This is a genomic window from Methylococcus capsulatus, assembly GCF_036864975.1.
Taxonomy (GTDB): Bacteria; Pseudomonadota; Gammaproteobacteria; order Methylococcales; family Methylococcaceae; genus Methylococcus.
Genome location: NZ_CP104311.1, coordinates 1,897,849 through 1,915,205 on the forward strand (window position 1 = coordinate 1,897,849; position 17,357 = coordinate 1,915,205).

The following is a 17,357-nucleotide window of genomic DNA, read 5'->3' on the forward strand; positions in this document are numbered from 1 at the left end:
TATGTTGCTCGTACCCTTCCAGATCGGCGGTGAGCATTATGCACTGCCCGCCGTCGATGTCTTCACGGTGGCGCAAGTACCGAGGCTGCGTCCGCTGCCGCAGGCGCCGGCCTGGGTGGCGGGTGTCTTTCGTTATCGCGGTAGCGTTTTGCCGGCCGTCGATCTGAGCCTGCTGATCGCGGGGCAGCCCGCCCGCCGCGTCCTCAGCACGCGTCTGCTCCTGGTCGGGAATGCCCAGGACTCGGAGTCCAGACCCGTCCTGGGGCTGCTGGCCGAGCGGGTGACGGATACGGAGGCCGTCGATCGGTACACGCTCCGCGAGACTGGGGTCAGCATACCTGGCGCCGAGTGGCTGGGCGAGGTGGTCGGGTTGGAGCGGGTTCTGCTGCAGCTCGTCCGCTGGCAGCCGCTGGTGACGGAGGAACTGGCCCAGTTGTGTGCCGAGGTGGACCGGTGCGGCTGAATGGCGAGATCGGTGGGTTGTGGCACTGGCTGGCGGCGGCCGGATTCGAGCCGTGCGCCTTGGGTGAGGCCGCCGTCGTATCCGCCTTGAAACGGCGGCTCGCTGCCGCCGGCTGTACCGCCGCAACCTACCCGGCGAGGTTGGCGGCGGATGCAGATGAACGGGCGCGTCTGCTGGAGGCGGTCCTGGTACCGGAAACCTGGTTTTTCCGGGAGGCGCCGGGTTTCGATGCGCTGGTCGCAGCCGCCGCCCAGCACCGTCTGGAACGGCGGACCGGGCCGTTCCGGGTCCTTAGCCTGGGCTGTTCGACGGGGGAGGAACCCTGGTCCATCGTCATCGCGCTGCGGGAGGCCGGGATGGAGAACGGGGACTTCCGGGTCGAAGCGCTGGACATCAGCGCCAGGGCCATCGAGGCGGCCAGGGCGGGAATCTACGGCGGGCGCTCGTTCCGGAGGCCGGGGGACGGCGCCTGGCGCAGCCGCTATTTCGATGAACTCGGTGACGGCCGCTACCGTGTGAAGGACGCGCTGCGCGGCGATGTCGAGTTCCGGGTCGTCCACCTGGGCGAGGCGGGCTGGGGCGACGGCGGCCGGCGCTGCCAGGCGGTGTTTTGCCGCAACGTGCTCATCTATTTGAAGGCCGATCTCAGGGCGCGGGTCATTGCGCGCTGCCATGAGGTGCTCGATCCGGGCGGGTTGCTGGTGCTGGGGCATGCCGACGGCATCGGTGGATTCGAGTGGGGTTTCCGGCGCCACGGCGCGGCCGGAGCGTTCTCCTGGATACGGCAGGACGTGACCGGAGCGAAGATCCTTCCCACATCTCCCTCCAGGTTGGTGCCCGTCGAGGCCGCCAAGTGTGGCGCCGGTGGCGGGAGCCGGCCTGCGGGGCCGGTTCTCTCCCTCGGCGCCGAGGAAATCGCATGCGCCGTGCCTTTGGCCGACGGCGGGAGACTGAGCACTGCGCGCGCCCTGGCGGACGGGGGGGACTACACGGCTGCGGAGCGCCTCTGTCTCGGCTATCTGGCATCCCACCCGGATGATCCGGAGGTCCATGCCCTGCTCGGGATCGTTATGTCCGCCGCCAACCGGGAGGACGACGCGCTGAAATATTTCCGCCAGGCGCTTTATCTGGCCCCCTCCCACAGTGAAAGCCTGCTGCATCTGGCCGCTCTTTACGAGCGGCGCGGCGATGGAGAGCGTGCCCGCCACTTCCGCAACCGTTCCGCCGCCGAGGGTGGGTCATGATGGAGACCGGAACCCCAGAGGGAAACTGCTGGAACCGGATCGGCATCTACGGCAGCCGGGAATGCTCCCGCCTCGCCGAGGTGATCCACTGCCGCAGTTGCGGCGTTTATCAGACCGCGGGCCGGGCGTTGTTCGACCGCCCGCCTACCGAGGACAGCATCGACCGCTGGACTGAACAGCTTTCGGCCGTGCCGGACGAGGATACCGCGGAACGGACGTCGTTGGTGGTCTTCCGGCTGGGGGCGGAATGGTTCGCGTTGCCTGCGGAGTGGGTGCGGGAGGGCATCGCGCCGGGACCCTGGCGGAGCGTTCCGCATCGCAGCGGGAAGGAGTTCCTGGGCATTATGAGCGTGCGCGGCGAGCTGATTCCGTATTTTTCCCTCGCTGCCGTCCTGGGGATCGGCAGCGGAGTCGATTCCGCAACCGAACGGGTCTTGGTCTGCGGCGGGGAGGGGCGTCGGCTGGTGTTTCCGGTCGGCGCCATCCTGGGGCTGCGGCGTCTGGTCCTGGACGAGGCGGGCAGGCCGCCCGTGACGGTCGGCAAGGCCGTCGACGCTTACACCCGGTGGTTGGTAAGGCATGCAGTGGGCAGCATAGCGGTGCTGGACGCCGAACGTCTGTCCGCCGCACTGGAGGCCAGGCTGCGATGAGCGATTTCGCCCTGCTGGATTTGTTCCGGGAGGAGGTCGATACCCATGCGGGCGTCCTGACCGCGGGCCTGATCGCGTTGGAAGCAGGGCCGGCCGGCACCGGGGAGATCGAACCCCTCATGCGCGCCGCCCATTCGCTCAAAGGAGCGGCACGAGTTTTGGGGCTGGATGCGGCGGTCGGCATCGCCCACGCGATGGAAGACGGACTGCTGGCGGCCAAAGAAGGCAGGCTGGCGTTGACTCCGGCGCGGGTCGATGTGCTGCTCGAGGGCGTAGACTGGATCGTCGCCCTGGCGCAGGTGGACGAGCCGGATCTGCCAGCCTGGCTGGTGGCGCAGGCGGATTCGGCGGACGATCTGGAGCGCCGCCTGCGGCATCTCGATCAGGTGCCAGCGGCCATGGCCGCTGGTACTTCCAGGGTGGAAGCTGCGGCGTCGGATCTGGAGCCGATGGCCGATTCAAAGAGCAGTGGAGCTGAAATCGCGGCGCCCTCTGCCGAAACGGAAGCCTTGGCGGTGCCCGCGCCGGGAGCAGAACCTTCGGCCGCCGGGACGCCGGACCGCTCCATCAAGATCAGCGCCGAGGTGCTCAACCGCCTCATCAGTCTGGCCTCCGAATCACTGGTGGAAGCGCACCGCATGGAGGACACGCTCGCCGGCCTGGAAACCACCCGCCATGGCCTCGGTCGGCTGGCGGCCTTGCTGCAGAAAGAGGATCCGGGCGGGAACGCACTCCGCCTGCTGGACGAGGTGTGCGCCGGACTGGGTCGGACCCTCGAGGCGCTGGATGCCCATGCACGGCGCGCGGCGTCGGCCGCCGAGTCCCAGTTCAGGGAGTTGGTGGCCGGCCGGATGCGTCCTTTCGAGGAGGGGACGCGTTCGTTTCCGCGCCTCGTTCGCGATCTGGCCCGGGAACTCGGCAAACAGGTGCATTTTGAAATCAGGGGCGGCACTACTCGGGTCGACCGCGATATTCTGGCCAAGCTGGAGGCGCCGCTCGGCCATCTGCTCCGGAACGCGCTGGATCATGGCCTGGAGCCGCCTGAGGAACGACGGGCGGGGGGGAAGCCGGCCGCCGGCAATCTGCGGCTGGAGGCACGTCATCACGCCGGTTTGCTGCTCATTACGGTGAGTGACGACGGTCGCGGCGTGGACCGCGAGCGGCTCCGGCGGAAGATCGTCGAACGCAACCTGACCACGGCGGCACTGGCGATCCAGATGACCGACGCGGAGCTGTTCGATTTCCTGTTTCTGCCGGGATTGTCGACGCGTGACATGACCAGCCGAGTATCGGGCCGCGGCGTGGGCCTGGACGTGGTGCAGTCCATGGTGCACGCCGAAGGCGGGTCGGTATCGGTCGAGTCGGAGGCCGGCCGCGGTACGGTGTTCCGGCTCCAGCTTCCGGTGACCCGTTCGGTGCTCCGCGCCCTGCTCGTGCGGCTCGGTGGCGAACCTTATGCCTTTCCCCTGGCGCGCATCGGTTACCTGGCGGCACTTGAACCCGCCGAACTCAAGACCATCGAGGGTCGAAGCTATTTCGTCGCCAACGGCGCGAACCTGGCGCTCGTCGCTGCCCGCGAACTGCTGGGAATGGCTATTCCGGATACGACGGCGGACCGCATCCACGCGGTGGTCCTGATGGACCAAGGGGAATCCTATGCCATCGAAGTCGATGGCTTTCTCGGGGAATCCGAGCTGGTGGTCAGGCCCCTGGATACGCGATTCGGCAAGATTCCGCACGTCAGTGCCGTTGCGGTCGCGGAAGACGGTATGCCGGTACTGATTCTCGACGTGGACGACCTGTTTCGGTCCATCGCCTCGATGCTGTCGGGCGGCCTGGCGGTTGGGCGGCGGAAGGGGGCGGTGCCGGAACGCCAGCGTGTCCGCAGGATCCTGGTGGTGGACGATTCCATCACCGTACGCGAACTCGAGCGGCGGCTGCTCGAAAATCAGGGCTACGAGGTGGATGTGGCGGTCGACGGCATGGAGGGATGGAATGCGCTGGGGTTGGGTCGCTACGATCTGATCGTGAGCGACATCGATATGCCGCGGATGAACGGCATCGAGCTGGTGCGGCGGATACGCTCCGATGCCCGTTTCGAGCGGCTGCCCGTGATGATCGTTTCATACAAGGACAGGGAGGAAGACCGGATGGCAGGACTGGAAGCGGGCGCGGACTATTACCTCACCAAGAGCGGATTCCGTGACGACACGCTGATCCGGGCAGTGCGGGAACTGATTGGCGAGGCCGTGGTTTGAGGATCGCCATCGTCAACGCCGATCGCCACGCGATCGAGATCCTGCGCGGCGTGATCGAGCGGGAGGCCGGTCTGGAGGTCTGCTGGACTGCCCTCGATGGGAACGACGCCGTGGCCCGCTGCGCCGCCGATAGGCCGGATCTGATTCTGATGGCAATGCATCTGCCGGCCATGGACGGTGTCGAAGCCACGCGCTGCATCATGGCCACGACGCCGTGTCCCATCCTGGTGGTGACGGCGACGATCGCCGGTGCCTTCACCCTCGTATACGAGGCCATTGCGGCGGGCGCGCTGGATGCGGTCGAGACGCCGCGAAGGATGAAGCATGGCGAGGAAGTCACCGGCACCGGCGAGCTGTTACGCAAGATCGCGACCGTGGGGGCTTTGATGGCCGCGCGGTCCTATGGGGCATCCGCGGGAAAGCCGGCGTTTTGGCAGCCCTCGGGCGGCGCGAGTCTGCCGGTGGTAGCGATCGGCTCCTCGACCGGCGGACCCCACGCGCTCGGCGTGGTTCTTGCCGGACTTCCAGCCGATTTTCCCGCTGCCGTGCTGGTGGTGCAGCATCTGGACGCGCGCTTCGCCGGCAACCTGGCGCACTGGCTGTCGCGCCAGACGCCGCTGGAAGTCCGGCTGCTGGCACGGCCGGAGCGGATCAGGCCGGCCACGGTGTTCCTTGCCGCTCGTGAGGCGCACATGGTGCTGGACGCTCGGCTGTGGCTCCATTACCTCGAAGCCGGGGACGAGACCCATCATTGCCCGTCGGTGGACCGGCTGTTCGAAAGCCTCGCCGTTCTCCCCGGCCTGGCCGGTTGCGGGGTGCTGCTGACGGGGATGGGCAGGGACGGCGCAGCGGGTCTGCTGGCTTTGCGGCGTGCGGGCATGATGACGATCGCCCAGGACGAGAACACCAGCGTCATCTGGGGTATGCCGGGAGCCGCGGTCCGGCAGCAAGCGGCCAGTGCCGTGCTGCCTCTGGATCGGATCGCGCCCGCCGTGGTGCGGCACATACGTTCGTTGATGCAATCGGGACGAATTTCCCAGGGAGCTTCTGATGAGTGAAGACAAAGGGGGGGCCGCGGCGCTCGCGGTCGCCCACCCCGTCGTCGTGCTACTGATCGACGACCAGAAGATCATCGGCGAAGCCGTCCGCCGTCTGCTGAAGGACGAGACGGACATTGAGTTCCATTTCCTGAGCGATCCGACCCGGGCGCTGGCGGAAGCCGAGCGGGTACGGCCCACCATCATTCTCCAGGACCTGGTGATGCCGGACGTGGACGGCCTCGATCTGGTGGTGCGGTTCCGGGCGCATCCGGCTTCCCGCAACATCCCGCTGATCATGCTGTCGAGCAAGGAGGAGCCGGCGGTGAAGGCCGAAGCTTTTGCGCGCGGCGCGAACGACTACCTGGTCAAGCTGCCCGACCGCATCGAGTTGATCGCCCGCCTGCGTTACCACTCCAATGCCTACATCGCCCAGCTGCAGCGCGACGAAGCCTATGGCGCGCTGGCGGCGGAGCTGCACGAAGCGGCGAGCTATGTGCGCTCGCAACTGCCGGTGCCGATCGCATCGGGGCCCATCCGCAGCGCCTGGGAGTTCGTGCCCTCCACCACGCTGGGAGGGGACTCCTTCGGCTACTTCGACGTCGATCCCGGCCATTTCGCGTTTTTTCTCCTCGATGTCTGTGGCCATGGCGTAGGGCCGGCCCTGCTTTCGGTGTCGGCCATGGCGGCCATCAGCCGGCGTACGCTGCCGGAGGTGGATTTCCTGGACCCGGCTGCCGTGCTGGCCGCGCTCAACGAAGCCTTTGCCATGGAAAAGCACAATCTGCTGTATTTCACGCTCTGGTACGGGGTGTTCGAACGGGCCACCCGCACGATGCGCTATGCCAGCGCCGGACATCCCCCAGCGATCGTCTTTGCACCCGGCAGCGAGCCCGTCGAGCTGCGGCAGCAAGCCATGCCCATTGGCGTCATGGCCGATGTTTCGTTTCCCACTGGGGAGTTCCGCTTGCCGCAGGCTGCCACGGTCTATCTGTTCAGCGACGGGATTTACGAAGTCACGCGTCCCGGCGGGGAGGAGTTTACGTTCGGCGAGTTCGTGGACCGGCTCGCGTCGGTGGTTTCGCTCGGCGGTGGTCCACGGGAGCTGCTGGCGGCGATGCGGGCCATCCAGGACGGCGCCGAGTTCGAAGACGACGTTTCGGTATTGGAACTGAAATTCGACTGATACAAAGGCTCCGGCTTCCCTTCGATTCCCCGCGCCGCGCTCAGTGTCTGACCCGACACTGTATTAAGATCCGGCGTGAAATCATTACGGTTCGGAAGCTGCCGCAGGCTCATCCGGTGTGTGACCGTATTATCCTGCAGGCTCTCGGAGATAACCCTCAATGTGCGAATGTGGGGTTAATGAGTATGGGGGATTCGAATGGCTCGATTTCGGCGCCGACTCTCTCTACACTTCCGGACCGAACGGGCCGGTTACAGGGGGCGTTTCCCTTCCGCCGCCGGCATCGTGCCACCCACGAATTTCATCGAGGAGCGGAGTCCTGAGATGTCGAAACTGCCGAAGGCGAGCCTGGCCGCGATACTGTTGTTCTTGGCCCTGGCGGCCAGGGCCGAGCAATTGCGCATGGTGGCGGACGAGTGGCCGCCGTATGTCGATCCAACCGCCGCGGGGGGCGGTCTGGCCATCGATTTGGTGTCCGCCGTGTTTTCCCGCGCCGGCTACACCACGCAACTCACGGTGGACGACTGGTCGCGCGACCTGGAAGGGGCCAGCATCGGCGTCTACGACGTGGTCGCGAACATCTGGTACACCGATGAACGTGCCCGGTATCTCGACTACAGCGATCCTTACCTCGTCAACGATGTCCGCTTCGTCAAGCGTAAATGGACCGATATCGAGTTCGAGGATTACGGCGATATCCGGGGACTGCGAATCGGCATGGTGAAGGATTACGGCTATCCTTCCGGATTTCTCCGTGCGGGCGGCTTGTTGAAGATCGCCAACGACACCCTCGTCGAGGCGCTGACCGAACTGGTGGAGGGTCAATGCGACCTGGTGATCGACGACAAGCACGTGCTGGAATATACGGCGAAGAAATACCTGCCCGAAAGCGAGAACCGCCTGGAATTCCTGCCGCGGCCGGTCGGGCTGGAGCAGCTCCACATCGCCGTCAGCCGTGCCAATCCCAATCACGCCCGGATCGTCGGCGACTTCAACCGGGCACTCAAGGCGATGAAGAACGACGGCACCTACGGCCGCATTCTGGATGCCCATGATTATCGGCCTTAGCCTCCGCTCCGCTCGGCCAGCAGCGGCAAAAGGTCGGGTTCGATACTCTCCGGCGAAGTGTTGGGGGCGTAGCGCCTGAGCACTTCGCCGTTGCGTCCGACCAGGAATTTAGTGAAATTCCATTTGATGGCTTCGCTGCCGAGCAGTCCCGGTTGCGCCGACTTGAGATAGGCATAAAGCGGGTGGGTGTGCTCGCCGTTCACCTCGATCTTTGCGAACAGCGGGAAGCTCACTTGGTACCGGCTCGAACAGAACTGGCGGATTTCCGCCTCGCTGCCCGGCTCCTGGCCGCCGAACTGGTTGCAGGGGAAGGCCAGCACCACCAAGCCGTCGTCGCGGTGGCGCCGGTACAGTGCCTCGAGGCCGGCGTACTGGGGGGTGAAGCCGCAGCGGCTGGCGACGTTGACGATCAGAAGAACCTTCCCGCGGTAGCTGTCCAGGCGAACGGCTTCGCCCTCCAGGGTGCAGACTTCGAAGTCGTAGATGTTCATGTGTTTGAATCCTGTCGCAAGAGGAGGGGAAAGCGGTATCAGCTGATGACCAGACGGTTGCGCCCGCCCGTTTTCGCGGCATAGAGCGCCTTGTCGGCTCGATCGACCAGGGCGGTTTCGTCTTCCACCTCGGTGTCGGGGTAGGCGGTCGCCCCGATGCTTACGGTCACGCGTATCGACTGGTCGCCATCCACCACGACGAGGTCGTCCACCATGTGGCGCAGCCGCTCGCCCACGTATTCGAGGTCGGGTCGGGAGGCGGCCGGCAGGACCGCGATGAATTCCTCCCCGCCGTAGCGGATCAGGACGTCGCCCTCCCGTAGGACGGAGCGCGCGGTCTTGGCGACGCGGGCGAGCACTCGGTCGCCGGCCAGATGGCCATAGGTGTCGTTGATCCGCTTGAAATAATCGATGTCGAACATCAGGAGGCCAAGCGGCAGGTTCAGCCGGACCGCGCGCTGGAACTCCTCTCGCAGCCGGGCCACTCCGAACCGGCGGTTGTAGGTGCCGGTGAGGGGATCAAGCGCCGCCAGAGTCTGCAGCCTGTCGTACAGGATCGCGTTGTGCAATGCCAGCGCGAGTCCTCGTTCGAAGACGTCCAGGCGATTCCGGTCTTCGACGCTGAAGCCTTGGCCGCTGGCCAGTACGACCGCTCCCAATACCACTTCCTTGTGCTGCACGGGATCGATGAGGACTTCCCGCGGTCGGAACTGCGCCAGCATGCCGTCTACCAGCAGATCCTCGGGCAGTTTCACCCTGTGGCGGCGTTCAGTGCGCAGGGCGTGGCGAACGCGGTCGTTGTTCGCCAGGGTGTGGGGGCTGCCGATGCCATGCGAGGCCGCGACCCGGATGCCGCCTTCCACTTCGACCAGGATCGCCCCGCCGTCCGCGCCGGTGTGTTGCAGCAGGAGCGCCAAGGCCTGCTCCGTGAGCTGATGTACATCGAGTTCGCTGACCAGCATCTCGGTGAACGTACGCACCGCCGTTTCGGTTTCGATCGAGAGCGCCAGGGACTGGATCAGCTGGTTGAAGGCCCGGGCGCCGTCGCCGATTTCGTCGTCGGAATCGACCTCGATGGCGCAATGTTCGGGGGTGCATTTTTCGGGCGTGTTGCCTTGCGCCATGTCTTGCAGGCGGCTCGCGACCAAGCCCATCCGTTCCGCCAACAGGCGCGCCCGCTCGCCGACGACAGAACGCGCCAGGGCGATGTTCATCGCTCCCACGGCGAATCCCGCGGCGATGCAGGCGGTGAAGAACACGGGTGTCAGCACATACGAGGAAGGAATCCCCAGGCACAACGTGAAAAACGGAAAGACCAGACCGATCAACAGGCCGAAGCCGATCATCCAGATCGACAGGTCGACGAAGACTTTACGGGTCAGTCTGATCATTATGGCGTTTTGGAAGTGGCGCGACGGCGGCCGGACCGGTTTGTCGCGGCTCTTGAAGTTTAGCCGGCTTTGCGGTGATCGGACAGCATCGCTGAATTCGAGCCCCGCACGCGGCGGCGCAGCAGGACGATCGCCCGAAATCCCAGTAGCACGGCGAGCAGGATGGCGAACCTGAGAGGATCGGAGATGTCCTTCTTCACCAGCCACAGGTAGTGGATCACTCCGCCGCCGGCCGAGACGTAGACCAGCCGGTGCAGGCGCTGCCAGCACTGGCCGCCGAGCCGGCGCATCATCGCATCGGTCGACGTGACCGCCAGGGGAATCAGCAGCACGAAAGAAGGGAAGCCCACCGTGATGAACGGGCGTTTCGCAATGTCCTTCAGTATCGCCGGCCAGTCGAAGAACTGGTCCAACACCAGATAGCCGGCGAAATGCAGTGTGCCATAGAAGAACGCGAACAAGCCCAGCATCCGGCGTAGGCGTACCAGCCGGGGTTGCTTCAGCACGATGCGCAGAGGTGTGACGGCGAGGGTGATGAGCAGAAAACTCAGGGTCCAGTAGCCGGTTGTCCGGATGATCTTTTCGATGGGATTGGCGCCCAGGGTGCCGAGCGCGGCGCCGGCGGCAAGTCTTGCCAGCGGAATGAGGGCCACGACAAATACGACGGCCTTCGCAGCCCGCAGTGCATTTTCCTCGGGCCGTATCCGCTTCCTTCCCCTAGAAGAATTTTTTGAGGTCCATGCCGGCATAGAGGTGGGCGACCTGGTCGGCGTAACCGTTGAACATCAGCGTGGGCCGCTTGAAGAATTCCCCGAGCCGGCGCTCTTTCGCCTGGCTCCAGCGCGGATGGTCCACTGCCGGATTGACGTTGGCATAGAAGCCATATTCGCTGGGCACGGCCTGGGTCCAGGTCGAAACCGGCTGCTGTTCGGCGAAGCGGATACGGACGATGGATTTGGCGCTTTTGAACCCGTATTTCCAGGGAACCACCACCCGGACCGGGGCGCCGTTCTGCTTCGGCAGCACTTCGCCGTAAAGACCGAAGACCAGGAGCGTCAAGGGGTGCATGGCCTCGTCCAGGCGCAGCGCCTCCCGGTAGGGCCAATCCAGCACCGACGACTTCTGGCCGGGCATTTGGGCCGGATCGTGCAGCGTGATGAACTCGACGAATCTGGCATTCCCTGTGGGCTCGACGCGCTTGATGAGTTCGGCCAACGGAAACCCTACCCAGGGCACCACCATGGACCAGCCCTCGACGCAGCGCAGTCGGTAGATGCGTTCTTCCAGAGGGGCAAGCTTCAGGAGTTCGTCGACGTCGAACAGCTTGGGTTTTTGCACTTCGCCCTCCACGGATACCGTCCAGGGGCGGGTTTTGAGGCTGGCCGCGGTCCGGGACGGCGTTTCCTTGTCCGTTCCGAACTCATAGAAGTTGTTGTAATGAGTGACGTCTTCGAAGGGGGTTAGTGCATCCGGCAGGACATAATCAGTTTTCCGGATCCCTGGCAGCTTTTCGCCCGCACTGAGCCAATGGGGCCAGAGGGCGGCGGCGACCGCAGCGCCGGCGGCCGCCTGCATGAAGCGGCGGCGGTCGTAGTACATGTCCCGCGGTGTGATTTCGGAAGGAAGGATTCTCGATGAGCTGGTTTTACGCATGGCAGGCTCCCGGCTCCAGGGGCGAGTGGTGATCGGATGGTACTGCATGTTCCACCACGGCTGCGATGGGCCTATTCATTGGTTCGAGCCGTCTTCCTGCCGGTCTTTGTCCCAAGCCCGCCGGAATGAGGAAAATGCGTCGGAAAACCCTTTCTGTATATGGTTCCAGGCATCCTGCGAGCCGCTCTTGAGGCGCTTCGCCTGCGTCGCGGTTTGATCGAGCGCTTCCTTCGACGTGTTCCGTGCCGCCTCCTCGACCCGCTGCCATTGTTCGCCGGTCCTGGATTTCAGTTCGCTGAATCCGTATTTCAGGGAGTCGGCGGCTTGGTTCCCTTTCTGGGAAGAGTAGTTGCCGATCGCCCGGGCGGTTTCCTTCATTTTCTCTCCGATGTTCTCGATCGACGGTGATTCCTCAGGGACAGCGGCGCCGAAAGCGGGGAAGGACGGCTGCAACGGTAGGATGGCAAGGGCCAGGCAGGCGAAACGGAGAGGGGTTTTCATGAACGCGCGCTCCTCATGGCAGATGGGGGCAGGTCAGCTCAGACTCCTCATGCCGACAGGCCCAGTCTCATTCGTAGCCTATCGGCCAAAATGGGGAAGGCCAGCACAGAGATCATCCCTGCGCTGACCAAGACGGCCGCACGTTCCGGCGACATGAGGCCCAACGGCAGGGCGATCTCGGTGATCACGACGATGAGTGGCAGCCCCGTCGCCGAATAGAGGATGAAGGGGACGATATCGGCGGGCGACAGACTGCGGCGATAAATGAACAAAGGAATGCTGCGCACCAGGATGAGCAAAGCCAGCAGAATCATGATTTGGAGCGGTACGAGTGGACTGGCCCACAAGGCGTCGAGATCGAAATGAATGCCGGCCGTGACGAAGAAGATGGGAACCAGAAAGCCATACCCGATGGCTTCGAGCTTGGACCTCAGCACATCACCTCCTGGCCCTTTGCTGGCGAGACCCACGACCATGCCCGAGGCAAGTGCGCCCATGACGACGTCCAGCCCGAATTTGCCGGCGAGCAGAATCAGCAGCGCCTGGAAAGCGATGCAGATACGTACCGGAAGCTGGCCACTACTCTGCATGGAGCGGGCAAGGCGGTCGAGCAATGGCGACGAGCGGACCCGGATGGCCAGGTATGCTGCGATCAGAGTGATCGTCAGGAAAGAAAGGACGAACAGAGTGTGAAGGAAATTGTCATGGCCCGGAATCGCCATGAACGATAGCAGAAACATCGGGCCGAGTTCGCCGATGGTACCCGAAGCGAGGACATACTTTCCAAAATCGGTATCGATTTCTCCGGAGTCGCGCAGGATGGGTACGAGTATACCCAACGCGGTGGTGGTCAACGCCCCGGCTGCCAGGAGCAGCGGCAGGCGGATCAGCCCCAATGCCTGGAAAACTAATACGCATGTGATAGCGACGGCGAAAGACAATGTCCAGCCGAGCGCCCCGGTCGTCAGCGGCCGTCTGCCGATTTTGCCGAGATCGATTTCCATGCCGACCAGGAAAATCAGGAAGGTCAACCCGAGGTGTGCCAGAGCGTCGATCACCAGGGAAGGTTCCACCAGGTGCAGTGCCTTCGGCCCGACGAGGATGCCCAGAATGATCTCTGCGACGACGATGGGTATCCGAAAGCTCTTCGGCAATTCCGCCAGCATGGGCGCGAGCATCGCCATGAGTGCAATGAGCAAAAGGTCGGTTCTAAAGCTTTCCATCCTCGGTTCTCCTTCATCGTTCCACGTGTTCCAGCAAGCGCACGGGGCCGGCTTGGGTCAGCCCTTGAGGACAAACCACGGTTCTGTAACCCTAACCGATGATGTCCAGCGCATGCAAAAGGAATGTTAAGATCATGCCAAGTGTGTTCGGTTTCAGGACAAGATGCATTCATTGCATGGTGTGCGGCACCGGTCTGCGAAGCAGCCAAAGGTGGTTTTCGGGAGCCGGTTGCCGACAACAGAGTTTGATTTGCTGTCCCCTAACATGGATTCTTTATGTCGAATTTTGCCAAACTTGAACTGAACGAAGGGGTCGTGGAAATCCCGGTGATCGAGGGCACCGAGGGTGAGAAGGCCATCGACATCACCAAGCTGCGGGCCCAGACTGGCTATATCACGCTCGATCCCGGCTACGGCAATACCGGCTCTTGCCTGTCGGCCATCACCTACATCGATGGTGAGAAAGGCATCTTGCGCTACCGCGGCATCGACATCGCCGAGCTGTGCGAAAAGTCGACTTTCGTCGAGGTAAGCTACCTCTTGATTTACGGCCAGTTGCCGACGGTGGAGCAGTATGCGAGGTTCAAGGAGAAGATTCACCATCACTCGCTGATCCACGAGGACATGAAAAGCTTCTTCACCTCGTATCCCGGTCATGCCCACCCCATGGCGATCCTCTCCTCCATGGTCTGCTCGCTCTCGGTCTATCACCCCGAGTTGCTGAAACCGGACCAGACCATCGACGAGCGTGACGAAACCATTTCGAGGCTCCTGTCCAAGGTCCGGGTGCTGGCCGCCTTTGCTTACAAGCGTTCGGTGGGCGAGGCATTCGTCTATACCCGACCCGAGCTGGACTACATCTCCAACTTCCTGCATATGATGTTCACCCGGCCGATGCGGGGTTATGTACCGGACGAGCTGATCCGCAAGGTGCTGGACGTGCTGTTCATCCTCCATGCCGATCATGAACAGAACTGTTCGACCTCCACGGTACGCATGGTGGGGTCATCCAAGGCCAACCTGTTCGCGGCGATTTCCGCCGGCATCTGCGCGCTGTGGGGGCCGCTCCATGGGGGAGCCAACCAGGCTGTCATCGAAATGCTGGAGGAAATCCACCGGGCCGGCGGCTGCTACAAGAAGTTCATCGAACGGGCCAAGGACAAGAACGACCCCTACCGGCTGATGGGCTTCGGCCATCGGGTTTACAAGAGCTACGATCCCCGTGCCCAGATACTCAAGAAATATTGCGACGAAGTGCTCAATTATTTGGGCATAGACGATCCGATCCTGGAAATCGCCAAGGGGCTGGAGGATGTGGCGTTGACCGATCCCTATTTCATCGAGCGTAAGCTCTATCCGAACGTCGATTTCTATTCCGGCATCATCTACCGGGCGTTGAAAATCCCGACCAACATGTTCACGGTAATGTTCGCGCTCGGCCGGCTGCCGGGATGGATCGCGCACTGGAAGGAGATGTTGGAGGATCCGGGTATGCGGATCGCCCGTCCGCGTCAGATCTATATCGGCGAAAGACAACGTTCCTACGTGCCCATCGCCCAGCGCTGAAAAGGAGCCCCGCTCCTTTGGCATTCGCCGCTGGGGCGGGGCAGGACAGGATTTCAGAGCAGGCTTTGCAACAGACCGTTCAGCTTGTGCACGAATGCTGCCGGGTCGTCGAGCTGGCCACCCTCGGCCAGCACGGCCTGGTCGAACAGCAGCGAGGCGAGGTCCTGGAAACGCGTTTCGTCGGCTTCCGTGTTCAGGCGCGCGATCAGGCCGTGATGGGGATTGATCTCCAGGATTGGCTTGCTGCCAGGAATGTTCTGGCCCGCGGATTTCATGATCCGCTCCATGGTCCGGCTCATACCGTAGGATTCGGAAATCAGACAGGCCGGTGAATCGGTGAGGCGATGGCTGAGGCGGACGTCGCTCACCTTGGTGTCCAATGCCTTTTTCAGCCGTTCGGCCAGCGGCGCGAATGCTTCCTTCTCGGCGGCGGCTTCGGCTTTTTCTTCCTCGCCTTCCAGCTTGCCGAGATCCAGGTCGCCCCGCGCCACCGATTGCAGCGGTTTGCCTTCATACTCGGTGAGGTAGCTGACCAGCCATTCGTCGATGCGGTCGCTCAGCAGTAGCACCTCGATGCCCTTTTTTCGGAAGATTTCCAGGTGCGGGCTATTCTTGGCGGCGCCGAAGCTCTCGGCCGAGACGAAATAAATCTTGTCCTGGCCTTCCTTCATGCGGGAGATGTATTCGTCCAGGGTGACGGTCTGCTCCTCACTGTCCGTGTGGGTGGAACTGAAGCGCAGCAACTTGGCGAGGCGGTCTTTGTTGGCGAAGTCTTCGATCAGGCCCTCCTTCAGCACCTGACCGAATTCCTTCCAGAACGCTTGGTACTTTTCAGGCTCGTTGTTCGCCAAGTCTTCCAGGAGCCCCAGCACCTTTTTTACCGCACCGCCGCGGATTTTCTCCAGTTGCTTGTTTTCCTGGAGGATTTCACGCGAAACGTTGAGCGGCAGGCTGTCGGAATCGATCACGCCGCGGACGAAGCGCAGGTAACGCGGCATCAGCTTGTCCGAATCTTCCATGATGAAGACTTTACGGATGTACAGCTTGACCCCGCGTTTGGAATCGCGGTCCCACAGGTCGAACGGCGCGTGCTTGGGGATGTAGAGCAGCAGGGTATACTCGTTGGTGCCCTCGACCCGGCTGTGGACGCGGGCCAGCGGCTCTTGGAAGTCATGCGAGACGTGCTTGTAGAACTCGTTGTAGGCTTCGTCGGTGATTTCGTCGCGGTTCTTGGCCCATAGGGCGGAGGCGCTGTTGACCGTTTCCCAGACCTCGGCCGGCGCTTCCTCGCCTTCCTTCGGCTCGCCGTTTTCCCGTTTCATCTCGATGGGCAGAGAGATGTGGTCGGAGAACTTGCGGACGATGGCACGGAGTTTCCAACCGTCGAGGAACTCGTCCTCGCCTTCGCGCAGGTGCAGGGTCACGCGGGTGCCGCGTTCAGGTCGCGTCAGGGTCTCCAGGGTGTAACTGCCTTCGCCGGACGATTCCCAACGCACGCCTTCCTCGGCCGGGACGCCGGCCTTGCGGGTTTCCAGTACTACTCTGTCGGCCACGATGAATGCGGAATAGAAGCCCACGCCGAACTGGCCGATCAGCTGGCTGTCCTTGGCTTCATCGCCGGTCAGCGATTCGAAGAAATGCCGGGTGCCGGAACGGGCGATGGTGCCGATGTTGTGCTGCACTTCCTCGCGCGTCATACCGATACCGTTATCGCTGATGCTTACCGTGCGGGCGGCTTTATCGAACTCGATCCGCACCCGCAGACGGCTGTCGCCTTCGTACAGCGCATCGTTGCCCAGCGCACTGAAGCGCAGCTTGTCGGCGGCGTCGGAGGCGTTGGAAATCAACTCGCGCAGAAAAATTTCCTTGTTGCCGTACAGGGAGTGGATCATGAGGTGAAGCAGTTGTTTGACTTCTGCTTCGAAGCCCAAAGTTACGCGGTTTTCGGCTTCGGTCATGGCGATGTGCTTCCTTTTGCGGAAATAGGGATAGGAGTTTTTGCGCTCACCGAAATGGAGGCGTCCGATCAGGATTTCAATACCGCCGGTCGTTCGCCGACCCCGCGTGAGTCAGCACCCCGTCCCTTCCAAGTCTTCGAACGGCTCGAGCTCCAATCCGCTGGAAGCTTTTCCCGCTGTCCGGAGATTGACCGGTTTGGGGGCAGCGCACAGCGCTTCGATTTCTGGGTGCAGGTGTGTCAGGTGCCTGTCGCTGTCGGCACCCGGTGAAACGATGTTGAATTTCGGGTCGTACACGTCGATCCCGCCCACCACGCGCTGGAGACCGGGCATGGTAAAGCTGGAGCGTCGTCATTTTTTGCGAAACCCGACGGGACATCCCCGTCACCCTTGGGAGCAAATTGTGGCGACGTCTTTGCCTCCGGCATCGAAGTGGCGGTCGCGACGAAGAGGGTGCCGACGAAGCTCTCGTTCCAGCCCATGGTTTCGGCCAGCGTCATGCCGATGGAAGGCAGCCAGACACCCGCGCGACGACTACGGCGGCGGCCCCGAGATACCATGTCACCACCCGGTACAGGCGGATGTCAGGATATCGTTCGGTCATGCCTTCGGTGAAGGCCGCCGTTTGCTCCCGCTCATAAAGGAACACGGCCCGCATCGAGAACAGG

The 17,357-nt window shown here is 63.1% G+C and carries 17 protein-coding genes; 8 read left to right on the forward strand and 9 right to left on the reverse strand.

Annotated elements, in window-relative coordinates:
* Position 1 precedes the first annotated feature (1 nt).
* The 7 genes from N4J17_RS09405 to N4J17_RS09435 all read left to right on the forward strand — a co-directional run bounded on the left by N4J17_RS09405 (position 2) and on the right by N4J17_RS09435 (position 7,906).
* Positions 2-463: a chemotaxis protein CheW gene (locus N4J17_RS09405; protein ID WP_232470223.1), complete on the forward strand. Its 462-nt coding sequence runs from the start codon at positions 2-4 to the stop codon at positions 461-463.
* On the forward strand, positions 454-1,707 hold the full coding sequence (locus N4J17_RS09410; protein WP_198321751.1) for a CheR family methyltransferase: 1,254 nt from the start codon (positions 454-456) through the stop codon (positions 1,705-1,707). Before N4J17_RS09405 ends, N4J17_RS09410 begins: the two co-directional genes overlap by 10 nt.
* Entirely contained in the window at positions 1,704-2,357 is a 654-nt protein-coding gene (locus N4J17_RS09415; protein ID WP_198321750.1) for a chemotaxis protein CheW, read from the forward strand. The genes N4J17_RS09410 and N4J17_RS09415 overlap by 4 nt, the downstream gene beginning before the upstream one ends.
* On the forward strand, positions 2,354-4,615 hold the full coding sequence (locus N4J17_RS09420; protein WP_198321749.1) for a hybrid sensor histidine kinase/response regulator: 2,262 nt from the start codon (positions 2,354-2,356) through the stop codon (positions 4,613-4,615). Before N4J17_RS09415 ends, N4J17_RS09420 begins: the two co-directional genes overlap by 4 nt.
* Positions 4,612-5,673, forward strand: coding sequence for a chemotaxis-specific protein-glutamate methyltransferase CheB (cheB, locus tag N4J17_RS09425; protein WP_198321748.1), 1,062 nt, complete (start codon positions 4,612-4,614; stop codon positions 5,671-5,673). The genes N4J17_RS09420 and cheB overlap by 4 nt, the downstream gene beginning before the upstream one ends.
* A complete protein-coding gene (locus tag N4J17_RS09430; RefSeq protein ID WP_198321747.1) occupies positions 5,666-6,838 on the forward strand; it encodes a fused response regulator/phosphatase in 1,173 nt (390 codons plus the stop codon). The genes cheB and N4J17_RS09430 overlap by 8 nt, the downstream gene beginning before the upstream one ends.
* 324 nt (positions 6,839-7,162) lie before the next feature.
* Complete coding sequence (locus N4J17_RS09435) at positions 7,163-7,906, forward strand: substrate-binding periplasmic protein (RefSeq protein WP_198321746.1); 744 nt, start codon at positions 7,163-7,165, stop codon at positions 7,904-7,906.
* Here the strand turns inward: N4J17_RS09435 and N4J17_RS09440 are convergent.
* The 6 genes from N4J17_RS09440 to N4J17_RS09465 all read right to left on the reverse strand — a co-directional run bounded on the left by N4J17_RS09440 (position 7,903) and on the right by N4J17_RS09465 (position 13,165).
* Positions 7,903-8,397, reverse strand: a complete 495-nt coding sequence (locus N4J17_RS09440; RefSeq protein ID WP_198321745.1) for a glutathione peroxidase — start codon at positions 8,395-8,397, stop codon at positions 7,903-7,905. The genes N4J17_RS09435 and N4J17_RS09440 overlap by 4 nt on opposite strands.
* Before the next feature lie 38 nt (positions 8,398-8,435).
* Positions 8,436-9,788 (reverse strand): GGDEF domain-containing protein, encoded by a 1,353-nt coding sequence (locus tag N4J17_RS09445; RefSeq protein WP_232470222.1) that lies wholly within the window; start codon positions 9,786-9,788, stop codon positions 8,436-8,438.
* A 59-nt stretch (positions 9,789-9,847) separates the two neighbouring features.
* Positions 9,848-10,441 (reverse strand): sulfite oxidase heme-binding subunit YedZ, encoded by a 594-nt coding sequence (locus N4J17_RS09450; RefSeq protein ID WP_277458181.1) that lies wholly within the window; start codon positions 10,439-10,441, stop codon positions 9,848-9,850.
* Positions 10,442-10,505: 64 nt separating this feature from the next.
* Positions 10,506-11,441, reverse strand: coding sequence for a protein-methionine-sulfoxide reductase catalytic subunit MsrP (msrP, locus tag N4J17_RS09455; protein ID WP_198321743.1), 936 nt, complete (start codon positions 11,439-11,441; stop codon positions 10,506-10,508).
* A gap of 75 nt (positions 11,442-11,516) precedes the next feature.
* The gene (locus N4J17_RS09460) at positions 11,517-11,942 is read right to left on the reverse strand and encodes a hypothetical protein (RefSeq protein WP_198321742.1); all 426 of its coding nucleotides are present in this window, start codon (positions 11,940-11,942) and stop codon (positions 11,517-11,519) included.
* A 47-nt stretch (positions 11,943-11,989) separates the two neighbouring features.
* Positions 11,990-13,165, reverse strand: a complete 1,176-nt coding sequence (locus N4J17_RS09465; RefSeq protein ID WP_198321741.1) for a cation:proton antiporter — start codon at positions 13,163-13,165, stop codon at positions 11,990-11,992.
* A gap of 276 nt (positions 13,166-13,441) precedes the next feature.
* On the opposite strand from N4J17_RS09465, the gene N4J17_RS09470 reads away from it, so the two are divergent.
* Positions 13,442-14,731 carry a citrate synthase gene (locus N4J17_RS09470; RefSeq protein WP_198321740.1) on the forward strand — a complete coding sequence of 430 codons (1,290 nt, stop codon included), beginning with the start codon at positions 13,442-13,444 and terminating at the stop codon, positions 14,729-14,731.
* 53 nt (positions 14,732-14,784) lie between these two features.
* Here N4J17_RS09470 and htpG read toward each other — a convergent pair whose 3' ends face one another.
* The 3 genes from htpG to N4J17_RS09485 form a co-directional block, all read right to left on the reverse strand.
* Positions 14,785-16,689 (reverse strand): molecular chaperone HtpG, encoded by a 1,905-nt coding sequence (gene htpG, locus N4J17_RS09475; protein ID WP_198321739.1) that lies wholly within the window; start codon positions 16,687-16,689, stop codon positions 14,785-14,787.
* 111 nt (positions 16,690-16,800) lie between these two features.
* A complete protein-coding gene (locus tag N4J17_RS09480) occupies positions 16,801-17,022 on the reverse strand; it encodes a hypothetical protein (protein ID WP_198321738.1) in 222 nt (73 codons plus the stop codon).
* Between the two features lie 163 nt (positions 17,023-17,185).
* Positions 17,186-17,338 (reverse strand): hypothetical protein, encoded by a 153-nt coding sequence (locus N4J17_RS09485; RefSeq protein WP_277458176.1) that lies wholly within the window; start codon positions 17,336-17,338, stop codon positions 17,186-17,188.
* Between the last annotated feature and the right edge of the window lie 19 nt (positions 17,339-17,357).